Annotated in this window: 16 protein-coding genes; 15 read left to right on the plus strand and 1 reads right to left on the minus strand. The window is 59.3% G+C overall.

The genetic code is table 11. The annotated features are described in order from the left end of the window. Positions 1-22 precede the first annotated feature (22 nt). From RTH46_RS19175 to RTH46_RS19240, 14 genes are all read left to right on the plus strand, one after another. Positions 23-1138: a glycosyltransferase gene (locus RTH46_RS19175; protein ID WP_316906392.1), complete on the plus strand. Its 1116-nt coding sequence runs from the start codon at positions 23-25 to the stop codon at positions 1136-1138. A 98-nt stretch (positions 1139-1236) separates the two neighbouring features. Then, on the plus strand, positions 1237-2451 hold the full coding sequence (locus RTH46_RS19180) for a glycosyltransferase family 4 protein (RefSeq protein WP_316906365.1): 1215 nt from the start codon (positions 1237-1239) through the stop codon (positions 2449-2451). Further along, complete coding sequence (locus RTH46_RS19185; protein WP_316906366.1) at positions 2448-3557, plus strand: NAD(P)/FAD-dependent oxidoreductase; 1110 nt, start codon at positions 2448-2450, stop codon at positions 3555-3557. Before RTH46_RS19180 ends, RTH46_RS19185 begins: the two co-directional genes overlap by 4 nt. 15 nt (positions 3558-3572) lie before the next feature. Beyond that, on the plus strand, positions 3573-4802 hold the full coding sequence (locus RTH46_RS19190) for a glycosyltransferase family 4 protein (protein WP_153786933.1): 1230 nt from the start codon (positions 3573-3575) through the stop codon (positions 4800-4802). 43 nt (positions 4803-4845) lie between these two features. Beyond that, on the plus strand, positions 4846-6195 hold the full coding sequence (locus tag RTH46_RS19195; RefSeq protein WP_316906367.1) for a hypothetical protein: 1350 nt from the start codon (positions 4846-4848) through the stop codon (positions 6193-6195). An 8-nt stretch (positions 6196-6203) separates the two neighbouring features. Continuing rightward, positions 6204-7673, plus strand: a complete 1470-nt coding sequence (locus RTH46_RS19200) for an oligosaccharide flippase family protein (RefSeq protein WP_316906393.1) — start codon at positions 6204-6206, stop codon at positions 7671-7673. A gap of 27 nt (positions 7674-7700) precedes the next feature. Next, complete coding sequence (locus RTH46_RS19205) at positions 7701-8558, plus strand: dTDP-4-dehydrorhamnose reductase family protein (RefSeq protein WP_153786983.1); 858 nt, start codon at positions 7701-7703, stop codon at positions 8556-8558. 890 nt (positions 8559-9448) lie between these two features. Continuing rightward, positions 9449-12067, plus strand: a complete 2619-nt coding sequence (locus RTH46_RS19210) for a hypothetical protein (RefSeq protein ID WP_316906368.1) — start codon at positions 9449-9451, stop codon at positions 12065-12067. A gap of 253 nt (positions 12068-12320) precedes the next feature. After that, positions 12321-13331 (plus strand): nucleoside-diphosphate sugar epimerase/dehydratase, encoded by a 1011-nt coding sequence (locus RTH46_RS19215; protein WP_279847231.1) that lies wholly within the window; start codon positions 12321-12323, stop codon positions 13329-13331. Then, positions 13324-14451, plus strand: a complete 1128-nt coding sequence (wecB, locus tag RTH46_RS19220; RefSeq protein WP_153786928.1) for a non-hydrolyzing UDP-N-acetylglucosamine 2-epimerase — start codon at positions 13324-13326, stop codon at positions 14449-14451. Before RTH46_RS19215 ends, wecB begins: the two co-directional genes overlap by 8 nt. Positions 14452-14460: 9 nt before the next feature. Next, positions 14461-15429, plus strand: coding sequence for an SDR family oxidoreductase (locus RTH46_RS19225; protein ID WP_316906370.1), 969 nt, complete (start codon positions 14461-14463; stop codon positions 15427-15429). Next, positions 15426-16436 (plus strand): glycosyltransferase family 4 protein, encoded by a 1011-nt coding sequence (locus tag RTH46_RS19230; RefSeq protein WP_316906394.1) that lies wholly within the window; start codon positions 15426-15428, stop codon positions 16434-16436. Before RTH46_RS19225 ends, RTH46_RS19230 begins: the two co-directional genes overlap by 4 nt. A 92-nt stretch (positions 16437-16528) precedes the next feature. Further along, on the plus strand, positions 16529-18526 hold the full coding sequence (locus RTH46_RS19235) for a polysaccharide biosynthesis protein (protein WP_178125811.1): 1998 nt from the start codon (positions 16529-16531) through the stop codon (positions 18524-18526). A 165-nt stretch (positions 18527-18691) separates the two neighbouring features. Continuing rightward, entirely contained in the window at positions 18692-19018 is a 327-nt protein-coding gene (locus RTH46_RS19240) for a ComEA family DNA-binding protein (protein ID WP_153786925.1), read from the plus strand. A 56-nt stretch (positions 19019-19074) separates the two neighbouring features. On the opposite strand, the gene RTH46_RS19245 is transcribed toward RTH46_RS19240, so the two are convergent. Further along, positions 19075-19242: a DUF2897 family protein gene (locus tag RTH46_RS19245; RefSeq protein ID WP_110992543.1), complete on the minus strand. Its 168-nt coding sequence runs from the start codon at positions 19240-19242 to the stop codon at positions 19075-19077. A 183-nt stretch (positions 19243-19425) separates the two neighbouring features. Here RTH46_RS19245 and pyrF point away from each other — a divergent pair, with 183 nt between their 5' ends. After that, positions 19426-20127: an orotidine-5'-phosphate decarboxylase gene (gene pyrF / locus RTH46_RS19250; RefSeq protein ID WP_110992544.1), complete on the plus strand. Its 702-nt coding sequence runs from the start codon at positions 19426-19428 to the stop codon at positions 20125-20127. Positions 20128-20154 lie beyond the last annotated feature (27 nt).

Genomic DNA, 20154 nt, shown 5'->3' on the forward strand with positions numbered 1-20154 from the left:
TTAAGGTTTTATTTTGAAAAGCGTGTTGATCATCTCTTTCTCGGTTATCCAGAGCGATCCTCGGGTGATGCGCCAGACGCACCTTCTCAAGGGGGATTACCAGGTCACAATTGCCGGTTATGGCTCGAAGCCGGATGTAAGGGCCGATTTCGTTCAGCTGCAGAAAGGCCCTGCTAGCCTGCTGAAAAAGGCCTACTGGGCCGGCAAATTGTTGATCGGTGCTTTTGACAGTTACTACTGGAATCAGGAGCAGGTCCAGAGTGCCGTGCGCCTTCTGGGCGGCAAGCGCTTCGACCTGGTCATCGCCAATGATGTGTCCAGTGCGCCACTGGCGTTCAGGCTGGCGGGCGAGGCACCGGTCATGGTCGACGCGCACGAGTACTCCCCCCGCGAGTTTGAGGACAAGCGCTTGTGGCGCATGCTGTTCGGTCGCTACATCAATGACCTCTGCGCCCGCTACCTGCCACGTGCGGCCTCGATGACCACGGTCTGCCGTGGGATTGCCGATGAGTACTCGCGTGTTTACGGGGTCAGGCCCCTGGTGATCCACAACGCGCCTGTTCATCAGTGCCTGGCGCCGACTCCGGTGGTGGAAGGGCGCATCCGCCTTATCCACCATGGTGCCGCCATTCGCTCGCGTCACCTCGCCGTGATGATCGAGATGATGGGCTACCTGGATCAGCGTTTCAGCCTGGATTTCATGCTGATGGACAGCGACTCGGCCTACCTGTTGGAGTTGCGCGAAGCGGCGAAGGGCGATCCGCGCATTCGATTCATCCCGCCTGTGCCGATGCCTGAAATCTGCCTGCACCTCAATGGCTATGACATTGGGGTGTTCTTGCTGCCGCCCGTCAACTTCAACTACGAGCATGCGCTACCCAACAAGTTCTTCGAGTTCGTGCAGGCTTGCCTGGGCGTAGCGATCGGCCCTTCGCCAGAAATGGCGAACCTTTTGCGGGCCTATGAGTGTGGGGTCGTCGCCGAATCCTTTGCCGCCAGGTCTCTTGCCGCGTCGCTGCAGCAACTGGATACCGAGGCTGTGACGGCCTTCAAGCAGGCTTCCCATGCCGCCGCAGCCGAGTTGAATTATGAACACGACGGTGAACGACTGTTGTCGGAAGTGGCACGCTTGGTCTGAAACCGCGTGCATGAGCGGCAAAGCAATGAAAGCAGGCGCCGAAATCTGCAGGTTTCGGCGCGCAGGCTCGCGAAGGAGCGGCATTTGAGGGGGAAGGCATGAAGGTGCTGTTTCTGCACCCGGCGGGCGCCTTTGGTGGCGCCTCCAAAAGTTTGATCGAGCTGTTCACCTGCCTGAGATCGATGGGCGTTCAGGGGACCGTGCTGACCCCGGGGGGGAGCGCCGTACCGGCATTCTCCAAGGCCGGCATGTCTGTTCGAACCGTCAAGGGGCTTAGCCAGTTCGACAATACCCGTTACGGTCATTATCGCCGGTTGCGCTGGATCATTCTGCTGCGGGAACTGCTACTGCTGCCGTTCTCGCTGGTAGCAATCTGGCGCTTGCGCCGCGAGCGATTCGATCTGCTGCATGTCAACGAAATCACGCTGCTGCCGCTAGCCCTGCTGGCCAAGCGTTTGCTGCGGGTTCCAATGGTAGTTCACGTACGCTCACTGCAACGGGCACCGGGGTCGGATCTGCGTACCCGGGTCATCAACAGCTGGCTGCATCGCTTCGCCGACGCTGTGGTTGCCATCGACCATACCGTGGCGGCGACGCTGGACCCGTGCTTGCCGGTCACGGTGGTGCACAATGGCCTGGGTATCCATGGCCCTGTCGCTGGCCCTGTTGCGCGCGCAGCCGCGCAGCCCGTTAGCGTGGGGTTCCTTGGGGTGTTGATTGCCCTCAAGGGGGTCTACGAGCTGGTGGAGGCCATGCGCATACTCAAGCAACGGGGCGTCAGGCTGCAGTGCCTCATCGCTGGTGAGAATGCTCGAGAGCTGTCAGGGCTCAAGGCATGGGTGCTCGCGCGGTTGGGTTTTGCCCGTGATGTGCGGGCTGACCTCGAGCGTCTTGTCGAGCAGCATGGGCTGCATGAGCATATCCGGCTGCTGGGCTTCGTGGGGGATGTGCGGACCCTCTATCCGCAGCTCGACATCCTGTGTTTCCCATCGCATCTGGATGCGGCCGGCCGGCCGGTTTTCGAGGCGGCGTTCTACTCGATACCCAGTGTGGTGGCGGTCGCCAACCCAGTGGAGGACGCAATCATCCACGAAGTGACCGGCCTGGCCATTGCCCGGCCCGACCCTGAATTACTGGCCGATGCCTTGCAACGCCTGGTCGAAGACGAGGCGCTTCGCCTGACCTTGGGGCGCCAGGCTCGGCAGTGGGCCCAGGACAACTTCGCGATACAGCCCAATGCCGAGCGAGTGCATCAGTTGTACCTGCAACTCGTGTCATGCCCTTCGAGCCCGGAACCGGACAAAAGTAAATGACAGATATCGATTGCATGGTCATAGGCGCTGGTGTCATCGGCCTGGCCTGCGCCGCGCAGATGGCCCGTGATGGCAACAGCGTGATGCTGGTGGAGCAGGAGTGCCGAATTGGCGACCACACCTCCAGCCGCAACTCCGAAGTCATCCACGCCGGCATCTACTATGCACCTGGGTCGCTGAAGGCGCGCCTGTGTGTCGAAGGGCGCGAACTGCTTTACCGCTGGTGCGAGGAACGCGGTGTGAGCCATCGACGGATCGGCAAGCTGCTGGTCGCGGTGAGCGAAGCAGAAATCGATGCGCTCGAGGCATTGCAGCTCAATGCCCAGCGTTCGGGCGTGGAAAGCCTGCAAGAAGTGTCGCGGGCCCGCCTGCGCGAGATGGAGCCTGCCGTCGCCGGCGTGGCTGGGCTGTTCTCGCCGCAAACCGGCATCATCGACAGCCATGCTTTCATGGAGTCATTGTTGGCCGAAGCGCAGGCCCATGGCGCGGATCTTGCGCTGGAGACGCGGGTCACGCGCATGGCGCCCTCAACCGAAGGGTGGGTTGTCGAAGGGGTGAGCTGTGGCGAACCCTTCAGCATCACGGCGCGCAGGGTGATCAATGCGGCCGGGCTGTTCGCCAGCAAGTTGGCCGAGGTAATCGAAGGGCTGGCGTCTGAGCATGTGCCTGTCACCTACTGGTGCCAGGGGCGATACTTTTCCTACGCTGGTCGCGCGCCATTCAACCACTTGGTCTATCCAATGCCGGAGGCAAACACGGCAGGCCTCGGCGTGCACGCTACCCTGGATCTTGGCGGGCAGGTGCGCTTCGGGCCTGATGTCGCCTGGACGCAGTCGCTGGACTACCGGGTGGATGAGTCTCTTTGCGAGGGATTTTCCTACGCCATAAAGAGATATTTCCCTTCGATTGACAAGAAGAAGCTACGTCCCGGATACAGTGGGATAAGGCCTAAACTTTCCGCTCCAGGCCAACCAGCTGCCGACTTCATGATCCAGGGGCCAGAAGTACATGGTTTGCCTGGGTTGGTTAATCTTTACGGAATTGAATCGCCCGGGCTGACAGCAAGCCTTGCAATTGCACAGCATGTTTCCCGGCTATTTGACTGAGTTTCCTGGCGCCCCATGAAGATCCTCGTTCTCTCGCAATATTTCTGGCCTGAAAGTTTCATCATCAACGACATCGTGCGCACCCTCGACGAGCAGGGGCATGAAGTGGTCGTGGCAACCGGCAAGCCCAACTATCCGGATGGCGACATCTTCGAGGGCTACCAGGCGGGAGGTACGCAGCGCGAGCGCTACCTCGACCGTGTCGATGTCGTACGTGTACCGCTGTGGCCCCGGGGGGCGGGTGGGGCGAAGAACCTCATTCTCAACTACCTGTCGTTCGTCCTGTCGGGGCTGTTCTGCCTCCCCTGGTTGCTGCGCAAGCGTCAGTTCGACGCGATCCTGGTGTTCGCGCCGTCGCCCATTCTCCAGGCTATCCCAGCGATACCGTTGAAGTGGCTCAAGGGGGCACGGTTGGCATTGTGGGTACAGGACTTGTGGCCAGAGAGCCTGGCGGCCACCGGTTTCGTGCGCAACCGTCATGCCCTGCGTTTGGTCGGTTGGCTCGTACGCGGCATTTATCGCTGCTGCGACACCTTGCTGGTGCAGTCGCGCGCCTTCGTCGAACCGGTATCGCGCTACGCGGCCCGCGACAAGATCGTCTACTTTCCCAACTCCATGGATTCGCGCGCCATGGCGCAAGCCCCGGCATTGCCAGAGCCATTGGCTGAGGTGCTAGCCGGCCACTTCTGCGTGGTATTCGCCGGTAACCTGGGGACCGCTCAGGCGCTGGACACCCTGGTCGAGGCGGCCGTGCAACTGCGCGACGATGCCGACCTGCGCCTGGTCCTGGTGGGCAGCGGCAGCAGGCTGGCCTGGCTGCAGGAGCGCAAGCAGGCCCTGGGCCTCGATAATCTCATTCTGCCGGGGCGTTTTCCCATGCAGGTGATGCCGGCCATCTTTGAGCGCGCTGCGGTGTTGCTGGTCTCGCTGAGCGACCAGGACATCTTTGCCCAGACCGTACCGAGCAAGATCCAGGCATACCTCGCCGCTGGCCGGCCGATAGCGGCCAGCCTTAATGGCGAAGGTGCACGGGTGGTGATCGAGGCCGGCGCCGGCATGGCGTCGGCGGCCGAGCAGGCCAGTGCACTGGTGGATAACCTGCGTCGGCTCAAGGCCATGGATGCATCCGCTCGCGAACAGATGGGGAGTGCCGGGCGGGCCTACTTCGACCAGCATTTCGAGATGAGCGCCCAAGTTCAAAGGCTAGTGCACATCCTTTCAGGTAACATCGCGCCAGGACGGTAGCGGTAATGTTTGGCAGGAGGTTGTCATGTATGAGTTTGTCTAAATGATTTCTATTATCAATGCGGCGCAAATCAAAAGGCATTTCCCAATATTTGTAATATTGGCGATCTACCTGCCTGCCGCATGTTTGGGGCATTACTTGTTCAGAGATGAATCCTCTAGGGATTTTCTGATCTTGCTGCTTCTTTTCAGTTTGTCCTACGGCATTAGTTTTCCTTACTTTTCCCGACTCTATGTTTCCATGGCGCGCCGCGCGGCGGTGATGCGCGATGTTTCATCTTCTTGTTGGCAAGCGCTGGCATGCGGCTGCTTGCTGATTTATCTCATGGCGCTGGCGTACGTCTCCTGGCGGGCACCCTCAGTACCTTTGCTGGTTGCTCTCAACGGCGGCAGCCTCATGGATATCGCCCATTCGCGCAGCCAGTTTCTAGCCGGGCTCACAGGTTTTGAAAGCCTGCTGCGTTATGCGGTATTCATCCTCGGCCGCTCGATCATACCGCTGATTCTGGTGGCAGCCTTCATGACCGGCGCCCGTGCGAGGTTTGCCTTGCTCGGGGTAGTGCTGGTGCTCTCGCTGTTATCCATGGAAAAGGCCGCGCCGATTTTCGTGCTGTTGCCTCTGGTCCTGCATTACGCCTTTGCGAAGAACTGGAGGGCCTCGGTGTGTGTGCTGCTGCTGTTGGTGGGCAGTATCTTGCTGATGTCGTTCCTGGCCATGGGTGGCAACAGTAGTCCGGCGGCGGACACTGGTGCGGCCGTGGCCAGTAGCGAAGCTGCCGACATGAGGTTGCCGGCCGGCACGCTGATCACTGAACCTATCGCTCCCCCGGAGCGCTCACTGCTTCCGTATTACCTGTCCGTGAAATACGACACGGAGGAGTACAGGTTCGATCCGGCGACTGTCACCGGAAAGGCGACCTTGCTGCTTAACCGAATTGTCTGGGTGCCTTATGTCACTGCTTACAACTGGCTGGAGTTTCAGCGAATCGTTCTGCAAGGGCACAACACCTACGGGCGCTCGATCAGCCTGGTACACCTGCTTTACGGTGAGCCGAAAATGAACCTGGAGAAGATGGTATATGTCTTCGAATACGGAGCATCTCCGGGCGGGGAGGGGGGATCGAACACGGTGTTCTTCGTCGATGCGAAACTGGCGTTCGGCTGGTTCGGCGCAATTGCCTATTCCCTGCTGTTTACGTTCTGCGCCGCCTGTATCCTTGCTTCGGGCAGGCGTGAACTGATCGTGGCGAGCATTGTCTGTTTGCTGGTCGCTTCGGTCAGTTCGTTGACCGCGACACTACTCAGTGGTGGGCTGTTCATCTACGTGGTGTTGTCACTGCTGACAGGCACGCCTTCAAACCGCAGTATTGCCGGCCAGGAGACCGCGCGATGAGTCCAGGGATGGCGATTTCGACGTTCAAGACCGCAAGCGGGCAGTTTTTCGGCCTGCTGTTCGGCGCGTTGGCTGTCAAGCTGCTGGCAGTCCTCACTGGGCCGGCGGGTGTGGGGCTGTATTCGGTGCTGCGCCAACTGCAGCAAATGCTTTCGTCGGTGGCCTCGATAGGCGGACAGAACGCCGTTGTGCAGGGCATGAGCAGCCATACCGGAACTGCACGGCAGCGCTTTTTCCTCTCCACGCTTTACGTGTTCCTGGGCATGAGCCTGCTCATGTGCGGTGCGGTGCTTGCCGGTGCTGATCTGATCGCGGATTTTGCGCTGGCCGGGGATCATGCCTCGGCGGTGCGCTGGCTGGTGATCCCTATTACGCTCGGAACGCTGCTGTTCTTCCTGCGAGGGGTACTGACGGCAGACATGCAGTATGGTTCGGTGGCGATGATCAACCTGCTCACCGGCCTGGGGGCGGCGTTGGTCGCTTTGCCGGCGGGGCTGGCTTTCAGTCGGGGCTACCCGGAGCTGCTGGTGCTGATGGTGGGAGGGGGGCTGGTGCCGGCACTGCTGATCGCACTTGTCCATGTGCGTCGGCTCGGCTACCTCGGCAGCCTCGCCGAGCTTGCGCCCAGAGGCGCCAGCCGTGAGGCGACCATACGTTTTCTGCAGGTGGCACTGCCGTCGCTGCTATCGCTGATGCTGACCATGGGGTGCATCCTGGTGGTCCGGGCCAGTGCCGTGCACTTGTATGGCCTGGAAGGAGCCGGCCAGTTCGATGCGGCCTGGAGCATCAGTGCCATGTACCTGGCATTATTTCTGACTTCGCTGCAAAGCTACCTGCTGCCGGAGTTGAGCAAGACGGAGAATGGCCACGCCTTGCACGCCGCACTGTCCAAGGCATTCCATTTTGCTTTGATGCTATCCTTGCCGCTGGTCGTCAGCCTGGTGGTTTTCAAGCCGCTGGTGATGAACCTGTTGTTCAGCAAGGCGTTCCTGCCGGCACTCGACGTGCTGCGCTGGGTGCTGCTAGGCGACTTTGTGCGAGTGCTGGGCTGGGTCATGTCTACCACGCTGATGGCCCGCGCCGACATGAAAGGCTACGCGTTGGCCGAAGGGCTCTGGAGCCTGGTCTTTGTGTCTGTCGCACTGCTGTTGCTGCCGTATGGTATCGAGTGGGTCGGCGTGGCTTATCTGCTGGCGTATATCGCGTACCTGGTTTTCCTTGGCTGGCGCTTGTGGCGGGTACATGGCGCCAGGCTTCCACTGCGTCGGGTCGGCCAGTGGTTTGCCGCGCTGGCATTGATCATCCTGGCCTCCTGGCTGTGCTGGCATGAGCAACAGGTCCTGTCCTGGTCGATGCTGATGATCATTCCGGCCTGCCTGTTCAGTTGGAGCATCATGCAACCAGACGAGCGCGATTTTGCCCGGCACCTGGTCACTCAAGCCTTGGGGCGTTTGAAGCGGTTTACTGGCCGGCGCTGAGCCGGCCTCAGTTTTTTGAGGGAAGTGATGAAAATTCTGGTTCTGGGTGTAACCGGCATGCTGGGCAATGCCGTTTTTCGCGTGTTTGGTGCAGACCCTGCGCACGAAACATGGGGCACATTGCGCGGCCAGGCGGCCTTGCGTCACTTTCCCCTGGCCAGCCACGACCGCCTGATCAGCGGTATCGATGTACTCGACCAGGACGCCTTGGCTGCGGTGCTGGGCAAGGTGCGCCCCGATGTAGTGATCAACTGCGTCGGCCTGATCAAGCAGTTGGCCGATGCCAAGGACCCGCTCACTGCGTTGCCCATCAACGCCATGTTGCCGCACCGTCTGGCTCGGCTGTGCAATCTGGCTGGCGCACGGCTCATCCACGTCAGTACCGACTGCGTGTTCGACGGGCGCAAGGGCAACTACCTGGAAAGCGATCTCTCCAATGCCGAGGACCTGTACGGTAAATCCAAGTACATCGGCGAACTGCATGACGCACCCAACGCGATCACCCTGCGCACCTCGATCATCGGGCATGAGCTGGGCTCCAGCCATGCGCTGGTCGACTGGTTCCTGTCCCAGCAAGGTAGCGTGAGAGGGTTCACCAAGGCCATATTTTCCGGTTTGCCGACCGTTGAGCTGGCACGGGTCATGAAAGACTTTGTCATTCCCCGTCCTGCACTCTGCGGGCTTTATCATGTTGCTGCAGAGCCGATCGCCAAGTTCGATCTGCTGGGGTTGGTTGCAGCCGAATATGGCAAGCAGATCGAGATCCGACCGGACGCCACGCTGGAGATTGATCGTTCGCTCGATGGGGCGCGTTTCCGTGAGGCAACGGGTTATGTAGCGCCCGCCTGGGGGGAGCTGATCCGCGGTATGAAGATGGGCCGCTGAAGGGCTCAGTCCAGCGCCAGCAGCAAGTGCCAGGCGCTTTGTGTGTCAGGCAAGCAGAGACTTGTCTGGCCGCGAGTATCTCTCGCGGGGTATAAGCCTGATCAAGTAGGCATCATGTCGAGAGCAAGACTTGATGCCTACAATCCCGGCACCACAGTTCTCAAGCAGAACATTCCCGTTATGCCTGCACGATGGAAGTCCAGCGTACGAGCGGCGCCGTCAATGTGTTCGATGTCGTGTCACTGGTGAAGCGCAGTGAATATGGGCTGTCGCCGGTATGGCGTTTACCTCATCCGGCGTCATGCGCTGCGGTTCTGGCGCGATGGCAGTTCCTACCAGTTGCTCGTTTAGCTCTCAATCGTTTAATTGCAGGGATTGCATAGACCTCGCCTAGCCCAAGGCGCTGAACACTCGACCATGTACTTGGGCGTGCCGTTTTTCGGCAACTGGGCCTCTTGGGATCCCGACAGTGTTATCCACTCCGAGGTTCTCGATATTCTCGCCTTGCAGTCAGGCGCAAAATCTCCATCAATCATGGAATTGTGAGCGTTGACCGTAGGATTATTCTGATTTTCTTCCCTCCACGCTGATCTGACTTGTCGTGAGTGTATAGTCACCTTCCGAAGTCACCCGTTCCATATATATTTACAGCCACTATTTTGGTTGGTTGTGAGTGTGCGTTGCTGGGATGTTATTTCTCGGTTTTGCTCTGTCTGATTGCTTTATAAGTGGTTGGGTTTTAACTGGCCGCAGTCGGTACTCGCGCCTTATGAAGCAAGTTTGAATGATGGCGTAAGGCCGCCAGTCTCTGATGGTGGGTTTTCTCGGCGTATCACAGGTATGCCTATTAGGCAGTCGCACGTAGAAACTGATAACCCGGTCAGAGAGTCATGATGCACGTATTTGCTTTTCCTGTAGCGGTAATGACCAACCTATTCGCCATGATGGTTCTGATGATCGCTCTGAGTTTGTTTGGTAAATCAGAAGTGGCGGCTGAGGTGGGGTTGGTTCATGGTGCTACAGTGGCACTGTTCTATTCATTTTCAGGCAACGCGCGCAGCCTGATTATTTCTGACGCAAGCTCTTTGTGGGCGCCCCAGATTCTGCGCTGGCGAATGTTGCTGCTAGTGCCATTGTGTATTGCAGCCTGGTTGCTATGCGCTGGTAGTCTGCAGGGGCGGGAAGCATTCATTGCCCTGTTGATTTTTAGACGGGCCATGGAATGGTTGGCTGAAGTTTTTCTCAGTGAGCAGGAACGGCATCAGCGATTTGGTGAATGCATTGGGTTTACCCTGATCCAATGCGCTGCCTTGATACTCGTGTCGATGGCCATCATTTTTGACAGGGCGGTCATTGCAGTGACCTTTATTTGGGCATGTTCGCCGTTGCTGAGCTGTATAGGGAGTAATTTATTCCGGCAGGCGCTGGTGTGTGGGGTGGGCATGTTTAGTGGTTTGCGCACATTGTTACCTCATTTCGGTTCAACACTGGCGATTGGTGCTTCCGTATATATAATTCGGCTCTTCATGATTCTGTTGCTCGGCAAACAAAGTGCGGGTGACCTGTTTGCTGCGTTTGCCCTTGGCGGCATCATGGGCGCAGTTTTTTCCCAGGCACTGGGTGCGACGATGGTTCGCAATGAAGCGTCGCTCAGAAATAGTAAATTCAGAAAGCTCTTCAATATTCTTCTGCTGGCAATGACGTTGGCGGGTATCACGCTGGCGCTTTCAGTTTGGCATGTCCCGGAGCTGTTGGCCTGGACATCAAAGAGTCATGTTTTCTGGATGGCCGTTAGCTGCTCTTTGGTTGGAGGGACGGTAATGGTTCTCGCTCAGCAATTACGATTGCAGCTCCTGCAGAACCGTGCCGGATGCGATGTTTTTGGCTCCGATGTGTTGGCGAACTTGCTTCTGGTTGGTTGTGTGCCGCTCTTGTTTTTTGGCATGGGTGAAACCTACCTGGCGAGCTTGTATCTGGTTGGTGCTGTTCTATCACTGGTTTTCTATTTAAGTGAAGATTGGTCTGTGATCATGGAAAAATATCGAGGCGGTCGGATGGTGTCGAACCTGCGGAGGATGGCTGGTGTTGGTGCAGGGCAGCAGGGGTGGGGAATGCTGCTGTTGGTGATCGGCTTGTTCACCCCCATGTTTGTTCAGTGGGGGCTCGGTCTTTATCATGCGGATAATTATTATGACAGTGGCGGGCGGCTGGCTTCGCTTCCCATTCCCCTGTCTGTGGTTTTTTGTTGTGCGGGTATAGTGCTCATGGGTGGGTATGCGCGTGCGCGCAGGGTGTTGCTCGTCATTTTTTCTTCATTCGTGGCGATGTGCTTGAGCTTGTTGGCGTTTGCGCAAGAGTCTGGCGTCGGTATTAACATGAGTAAGCTTGTTTTAATGCTGCAGTATTTGCTGCCGATGTTTGCATTAATTGCAGGCGTGCAGGCTGGTAGCATATGCGATGCTCTGCGTGGCCTGGCGCGAGGGGTGCTTGCTGTCCTGCTGGTTGTAATAAGTCTGCAGCTGGTTGCTACGGTGGTTTTGGAAAAGCGGATATTAAGCGAGTCAGCATTATTGTTTGGGGTCTATCAGGGGTTGCAGTATGTGCCGGTTATATTTGTCGGCGGGTACCTGATCGCGCTTTATACGCTTTGGTGTGATAAATCGACACATGCATGGTTGCTGGTGCTTGGCGGGCTGATAGGAGCCTATGCAGCGCTCTCAATCTCGGTGCTTGCCCTGTTCCTTTTGTCGGCGGGGGGGCTGATATTCATGGTGACAAATCTGTTCGCGGGCGTTCACCGTGTTCGGGTTCTGGTTCTGGCGGCTCTATTGGCGGCAGGTTTGGGAGGGGGGGTAGTGTATGCGTCCGGAAGTCCGTTGCACTCGCTCAAGTTCAATATGCTGTTTGCTGCGGCTAAGCCTGTCGTACAGCCTGTGCAAAAAAAATCGCCAGTCACTACGGGGCCGGCACAGCCTTCTGCTTCGACCGCCGGCGTTCCGCGAGTGGCAACCACCGCCGTTACAGCAGCATGCGCTGGTGGCGAGGAGGGTAAGCGCCTCGCGGTTCCGCTCAATTTGATCGAACGATTGAAATTTTGGGACTTTTACCTTGAGGGGGTACAAGAAAGTTGGACGGCCTTCCTCCTGGGGCATGAGCGCCCCCCTGAGCGAAGCGTTTTCCCAAGTGCTCATAATTACTACCTTGATCTTGTTTATAATTTTGGCTTTCTGGCGCTTGCGCCGTTGCTCATGCTGATGTTGCACACGCTCCATTGTATTTTTAAGCAGGCGAATCGAATTTTTAACGAGCCAGGAATGTTGGCGGTTACAGTGGTCGTGTTGTTTATCCTGCTGATTGACAACTCACTCAAGGTCGGGATGCGCCAGCCTTACCCTGGTATCGTTTCATTCTTCCTGTGGGGCTTCCTCCTCGCCTGGCTGTGGCGCTTTGAAAACGCTGCAAAAACGTCAGCGGCCGAGACTCGTTGCCATGCTGGGCGTGATCAATGATGTCGATGTGGATGCGGCCTTCGTCAAAAGTGTGCCGTAGCCTGTATGATGCGTCAGCCGTGCGATGGGCCAGCTCCGTTACGATCAGGCAGAATGGCAAGCCGCTTGATAGTCCTGTGCACCAGGCCTGGTTGATGTGCATGGCTTTGCGTGTGCCTGGGTGACGCTTCAGGCATGGCCAGCATCATAATTGGCATGCGTTCATATCATTTCGTGCACCGCGTTGGCTGCACGCACCTGCTGGGAAGGTTCTATGTTCGACAATAAGGTATTGATGATCACCGGAGGCACCGGCTCCTTCGGTCACACGGTGTTGCGGCGTTTCCTCGATACCAACGTGCGTGAAATCCGCATTTTCTCTCGCGATGAGAAAAAGCAGGAAGACATGCGCATCGCCCTGGCCAATGACAAGGTCAAGTTCTACATCGGTGATGTACGCGACAGCGACAGCCTGAAACAGGCCATGGTAGGCGTCGACTACATCTTCCACGCTGCGGCCCTCAAGCAGGTGCCTTCGTGTGAGTTCTACCCGATGGAGGCCGTGCGCACCAATGTCATCGGCACCGAGAACGTGCTCAATGCCGCCATAGCCTCTGGCGTCAAGCGAGTGGTGGTGCTGTCGACCGACAAGGCTGTCTACCCGATCAACGCGATGGGTATTTCCAAGGCGATGGCCGAGAAGCTGGTGGTGGCCAAGTCGCGGATGATCCCGCAGGGTGGCACGGTGGTCTGCTCCACGCGCTATGGCAATGTCATGGCATCACGCGGCTCGGTGATCCCGCTGTTCATCGAACAGATGCGCAACGGCGAGCCGTTGACCGTCACCGACCCGGCAATGACCCGCTTCCTGATGTCGCTGGAAGACTCCGTCGACCTGGTGCTGCACGCCTTCGAGCATGGCGAGCAAGGGGATCTTTTCGTACAGAAAGCCCCGGCTTCGACCGTGGGCGACCTGGCTCAGGCGCTGAAAGAGATGTTTGCCAGCGACAGCGCGCTGCGGGTGATTGGCACCCGTCACGGCGAGAAACTCTATGAGTCGCTGGTGTCGCGCGAAGAGATGGCCAAGGCCGAGGACATGGGGCGCTACTACCGCATTCCCGCCGACAATCGCGACCTCAACTACAAGAAGTACTTCGTCGAAGGCGAGGAGAAGATCTCCGAGCTGGAAGACTACACCTCGCACAACACCGAACGCCTTGATATCCCAGGCGTCAAGCAGTTGCTGTTGAAACTGGACTACATCAAGGAGCAACTGAATGCTTAAGGTCATGACCCTGGTCGGTACCCGCCCCGAGCTTATCAAGATGAGTCGGGTGATTGCCGAGCTCGATCGCCAGGTCAACCATGTTCTGGTGCATTCCGGGCAGAATTACGACTTCGAACTGAATCAGGTGTTCTTCGACGACCTGGAAATTCGCAAGCCCGATCATTTTCTCGGTGCCGCCGGTGAGACTGCCGCGCAGACCATCGCCGAGGTGATCGCCAAGGCCGACGCAGTATTCGAGCAGGAACAGCCCGACGCGCTGCTGCTCTACGGGGATACCAATACCTGTCTGGCGGTAATCGCCGCCAAGCGCCGCAAGATTCCGGTATTCCACATGGAGGCGGGCAACCGCTGCTTTGACCAGCGTGTTCCCGAAGAGCTCAACCGCAAGGTGCTCGACCACCTGTCCGACATCAACATGGTGTTGACCGAGCATGCCCGCCGTTACCTGATCGCCGAGGGTATCCGCCCGGAAACCATCATCAAGACCGGCTCGCACATGCATGAAGTGCTCGAGTACTACATGCCGAAGATCGAAGCCTCCGACGTGCTGGCGCGCAGCGGCCTGGAAGCCGGCAAGTTCTTCATCGTCAGCGCTCACCGTGAAGAGAACGTGGACAGCCCGGACAACCTGCGCGACTTCCTGGCCACCCTGCGTGCCCTGGTGGAGCAGTACGGTTACCCGGTGATCGTCTCGACCCACCCACGTACCCGCAAGCGCCTGGAAAGCCTGGGTGAGAACCTGGACCATCCGCTGATCCGCTTCGTCAAGCCGTTCGGCCTGCTGGACTACATCAAGCTGCAGATGTCTGCGTTCTGTGTACTGTCCGACAGTGGCACCATCACCGAAGAAGCCTCGTTGCTGAACCTGCCGGCGGTGACCCTGCGCAATGCCCACGAACGGCCGGAGGGGATGGACGAAGGCACGCTGATCATGAGCGGCCTCAAGGCCGAGTCGGTACTGGCAGCTGTCAAGGTGATCACCAGCCAGCACCAGGCCGGCCAGCGGCAGATCCCTGTGGTCCCTGATTATGAGGGCGGCCCGGTTTCGCAGCAGGTCGTGCGCGTGGTGCTGAGCTACACCGACTACATCAATCGCACTGTCTGGCGTAAAGCCTGAGTGCCCGGCATGGCTCAACGAGTCTTCCTGACCGGAGCAACGGGGTTCGTCGGTTCGGCGGTCGCCCGGCGTCTGCTGGCTGATGGCTGCGGCGATTTGCGCTGCGCTGTGCGCAGTGAAGCAGCCGATGTGCCGTCGCCAGCGCAGGCTGTGCTATGCAAGGACTTCGCCGAGAATGATGGTTGGCAGGCTGCATTGGGCGGTGTGGACGTGGTCATCCACAGCGCAGCCCGCGTGCATGTGATGAACGACACCGAAGCGGACCCGCTGGCTGCGTTTCGCCGGGTCAATGTCGAGGGCACGCTCAACCTGGCACGCCAGGCAGCGGCTGCTGGCGTCAAACGTTTCGTGTTCATCAGCTCAATCAAGGTCAACGGAGAAGGTACGCCCCCTGGCAGCGCCTACCGTGCCGATGATACCGCTGCGCCTCAGGACCCTTATGGCGTATCCAAGCATGAGGCCGAGCAGCAACTGCTTCAGTTGGCGACCGAGGGCGCGATCGAGGTGGTCATCATTCGACCGGTGCTGGTCTATGGCCCAGGAGTCAAAGCCAACTTCCTGGCCATGATGCGTTGGCTCGACCGCGGTGTGGTATTGCCGTTTGGCGCCATCGGCAATCAGCGCAGCCTGGTTGCACTGGACAACCTGGTCGACCTGATCGTGACCTGCGTATCACACCCTGCGGCTACCAATCAGATTTTCCTGGCCAGCGATGGCGAAGACCTGTCGACGACACAGCTGCTGCGGCGCATGGCGGCGGCACTGGGCAAACCGGCCCGGTTGCTGCCCATCCCCGCCTGGGTGCTGACCCTGGGCGCCACCTGCCTGGGGCGCAAGGCGCTGTCGCAACGCCTGTGTGGCTCATTGGCGGTGAATATAGACAAAACCCGCACACTGCTGGGGTGGACCCCGCCGGTCAAGGTGGATGCCGCATTGTCGGCCACCGCCCGGCACTATCAGGATTCAGTTCGCAAATGATCTATTGGTTACTCCCCCTGATTGTCGTCATCTCGCTGGTGATGACGGCGTTGTTGCGCCGTTACGCGTTGGCCAGAAGCATCATCGACATCCCCAACGCGCGTAGCTCTCATACACTGCCGACACCTCGCGGTGGTGGCGTGGCGATAGTGGTGGCGTTCCTGCTGGCGCAGCCCCTGCTGGCCTGGACTGGCCTGTTGGACAGTGCTTCACTCGTCGCATTGTTTGGTGCCGGCCTGTTGGTTGCTGTCATCGGTTTCATGGACGACCACGGTCATATTGCGGCGCGCTGGCGCTTGCTCGGGCATTTTTGCGCTGCGATCTGGGCGCTGGCCTGGCTCGGTGGCCTACCACCCGTGCAAGTGTTCGGTATGAGCTGGTCATTGGGATGGGCCGGGCATGTGCTGGCCGCTTTCTACCTGGTCTGGATGCTCAACCTCTACAACTTCATGGATGGCATCGACGGCATCGCCAGCGTCGAGGCGATCACTGCCTGCCTGAGCGCTTGCCTGCTCTACTGGCTGGCGGGCGAGATCTCGCTGATCTGGGCCCCACTGTTGCTGGCGGGCGCGGTGGCGGGCTTCCTGTTCTGGAACTACCCTCCGGCACGAATCTTCATGGGCGATGCGGGCAGCGGTTTTCTCGGCATCGTGCTGGGCGGGCTCTCGCTTGTCGCGGCCTGGCAGTCGTCGCAGCTGTTCTGGGCCTGGCTGATCCTGCTGGGTGTGTTCGTGGTTGATGCGACGTTCACCCTGGGCCGGCGCCTGCTACGGGGAGAGAAGGTTTACGAGGCCCATCGCAGCCATGGTTATCAGTTCGCCTCGCGCCGTTACAAGAGCCACAAGCGAGTGACCTTGGCGGTACTGGCAATCAACCTGCTCTGGTTGCTGCCCATCGCTGTTGTGGTCGTTCATTGGCAACTGGATGGTTTGCTGGGGCTGTTGATCGCGTATAGTCCTTTGCTTGTATTGGCGCTCAAGTTCGACGCTGGCAAGCAAGAAAACTAAAAGCATATCGGCCATGACCGGTATCATGCGGTAACCGTGTTTACTGAATATTGACGTCATATCCGCGGGATGCGGAGGCGGGATCAACTCTGATGATGGATAAATTGAGGGCAGCCCTGCTGGGGCTGCCGCGTCGCTACAAAAGGGCGCTTCAAGTCGCTGTAGACCTGCTGCTGGTCTGGGTTGCGCTGTGGATGTCGTTCATCGTGCGCCTGGGGTTCGAGGACGCCGGCAGCCCGGTGCTCAACCATCCGTGGCTGTTCCTGGCCGCCCCCGCGATCGCCATTCCGATCTTCATCCGTTTCGGCATGTACCGGGCGGTGATGCGGTACTTCGGCAACGATGCACTCATGGTCATCTTCAAGGCTGTCGGGCTTTCCTCACTGCTGTTGGCGCTGGTCGTCTACTGGTACAGCAACCATGCCACCCTCGTGCCTCGCTCGATCGTCTTCAACTACTGGTGGTTGAGCCTGGTCATGCTCGGCGGCCTGCGCCTGGTGATGCGTCAGTATTTCATCGGCGACTGGTTTACCACTGCCCAGCACGTCCCCTTCACCAATCGCGATGATGGGCTGTTGCGTGTGGCCGTCTATGGTGCCGGGGCAGCAGGCAACCAATTGGTGGCTGCCTTGCGCATGGGCCGCTCGATGCGTCCCGTGGCGTTCATTGATGATGACCCAGGCATTGCCGATCGGGTCATCTCCGGCTTGCCAGTATTCAAATCGCGCAATATCCAGCGAATGATCGATGCCACGGGCGCCCAGGAAATCCTCATGGCGCTACCCTCAGCGAGCCGTGGGCGCAGGCGTGAGATCCTCACTTACCTTGAAGGATTCCCGCTGCATGTGCGCAGTGTGCCCGGGCTGATGGACCTGGCCAGTGGTCGGGTCAAGGTCGATGATATCCAGGAGGTCGATATCGCCGACCTGCTGGGGCGCGATGCGGTACCGCCCGAGGCCGGCCTGTTGCAGCGCTGCATCACCGGCAAGGTGGTGATGGTGACTGGTGCCGGGGGGTCGATCGGTTCTGAGCTGTGCCGGCAGATCATGGGGCTTGGGCCGACCACCTTGCTGTTGTTCGAGCACAGTGAGTTCAACCTCTACAGCATCCTCACCGAGCTGGAACAGCGTTGCCAGCGCGAGTCACTGAGCGTTCGACTGCTACCGATCCTGGGGTCGGTGCGCGATGCCAACAAGTTGCTGCACATCATGCAGACCTGGCAGGTCGAGACCGTCTACCACGCGGCCGCCTACAAGCACGTGCCGATGGTCGAGCACAATATCGCCGAAGGCGTGCTGAACAACGTCATGGGGACGCTGCATGCCGCGCAGGCGGCGATGCAGGCCGGTGTCGCCAACTTCGTGCTGATCTCCACCGACAAGGCGGTGCGCCCCACCAACGTCATGGGCAGCAGCAAGCGCCTGGCCGAGATGATCCTGCAGGCGCTGAGCCGGGAGAGCTCCCCTGTGTTGCTGGGCGACAATCGCAATGTCTCGCAGATCAACTCCACCCGTTTCACCATGGTGCGCTTCGGCAATGTACTGGGTTCGTCGGGCTCGGTGATCCCGTTGTTCCGCCAGCAGATCAAGGCTGGTGGGCCGTTGACCGTGACCCACCCGAAGATCACACGCTACTTCATGACCATCCCGGAAGCCGCGCAACTGGTGATTCAGGCCGGCTCCATGGGGCAGGGCGGCGATGTGTTCGTGCTGGACATGGGCGAGCCGGTGAGGATCGTCGAGCTGGCGGAGAAGATGATCCATCTCTCGGGCCTGAGCGTACGCAGCGAGCGTAATCCAGCTGGGGACATCGCCATCGAGTTCACTGGCCTGCGTCCTGGCGAGAAGCTCTATGAGGAGCTGCTGATCGGCGACAACGTCGAGGCCACTCGCCATCCGATGATCATGAGCGCCCATGAGGACCACCTGGCGTGGGAAGCGCTCAAGGATCGCCTTGGCCAGTTGTTGACGGCGGTGGCGACGGATGACTACGGGCGGGTGCGCCAACTGCTGCGGGAAACGGTGAGCGGTTATGCACCAGATGGCGAAATTGTCGACTGGATCTACCAGCAGCGTCGGCTGGAACCATAGGAAAAAGCCCGGACTGATGCCGGGCTTTTCTTTGCTTCAACGCTTTGAATTATCTAGAAAAATACTCGCACCTTGAGCGGTTTGCCGTGGGCGGCATGGCCATCTACCGTAGCAGGGCAACCAAGGAAACGTTGCCTTTCAATTAGCCTCAAGGAGTGACTTCCCATGCGTAACACTGTCCTGTCGTACCTGCTGCTTCCGCTTTTTGCCGGGTTTTCCTTTTCGCTCAGCGCTGCCCCCACCAGCATGCCTGCCGAGCCAGTGCCAGCAGTGATGCCGGCCGAGCAGGCAAACAATCGGGTAGATCTGAACACGGCCGATGCGCAAACCCTGCAAAAAGCACTGAACGGCATCGGTCAGGCCAAGGCACAGGCCATTGTCGCCTACCGTGATGCCAACGGGCCGTTCACCTCCGTGGATGAACTGCTCGAGATAAAGGGCATAGGCAAAGCGCTGCTGGAGCGCAATCGTGACAAGCTGATGGTCGAGTAAAGCAGGCTGGAGCCGATCGGCACCCGCTGGTCGGCTCTTCATGACGGCAATGTTGTTCAGCGGTCTTGCGCATCCTTGGCATCCGCCTCGGCATTGCGCTCGTGGACTTTCTTCAACTGCTCCTCGGTCAACGGCAGTTTTTTCGCCGTATCCCGCAGCATCATCAGCCCGCCAACGATCGAGCCAAGGGCGACGATGAGTATCAACCAGGCATACCAAGGCATCGATGTTCTCCTGCAAACTGAAGATGACAGCACCTGCATGGTATTCGAACCATGGCCGTGTGCGATGGTTCAATTATAGGAGTGGCCTACTGCCAGGCCAATTCTCATGACCCGCGGCCCCCAAAGGCCACGCCACTTCGTTTACAATGCGCGCCGTTTACGACTTGCCAAGAGACCGCGCCCATGTCCGCCTGCCAGACGCCCCTGATCGTCGCCCTGGATTTCCCTACCCGTGACGCCGCCCTGAAGCTGGCTGACCAGCTCGATCCGGCGCTGTGCCGGGTCAAGGTCGGCAAGGAACTGTTCACCAGCAGCGCTTCGGGGATTGTCGAAACCCTGTGCAGCAAGGGTTTCGAAGTGTTCCTCGACCTCAAGTTCCACGACATCCCCAACACCACGGCGATGGCGGTCAAGGCCGCTGCCGAAATGGGCGTCTGGATGGTCAACGTACACTGCTCCGGTGGCCTGCGCATGATGTCGGCCTGCCGTGAGGAGCTGGCCAAGCGCAGTGGCCCACAGCCACTGCTGATCGGCGTGACCGTGCTGACCAGCATGGAGCGTGAGGACCTGGCGGGCATTGGCCTGGATATCGAACCGCAGGAGCAGGTATTGCGCCTGGCGGCACTGGCCGAGAAGGCCGGGATGGACGGCCTGGTGTGCTCGGCGCTGGAGGCTCCGGCGCTGAAGGCCGCGCATCCGTCGCTGCAACTGGTCACCCCGGGTATCCGCCCGGCGGGCAGTGCCCAGGACGACCAGCGCCGGATCCTGACCCCGCGCCAGGCGCTGGATGCAGGTTCCGACTACCTGGTGATCGGTCGCCCGATCAGCCAGGCGGCGGATCCGGCGCAGGCGCTGGCCGCTGTGGTCGCTGAAATCCGCGGCTGATTCGAGCCTGCCGGGGCTGCCTTGCAG

It is taken from the genome of Pseudomonas sp. zfem004, assembly GCF_032621715.1.
Classification (GTDB): Bacteria; Pseudomonadota; Gammaproteobacteria; order Pseudomonadales; family Pseudomonadaceae; genus Aquipseudomonas; species Aquipseudomonas sichuanensis.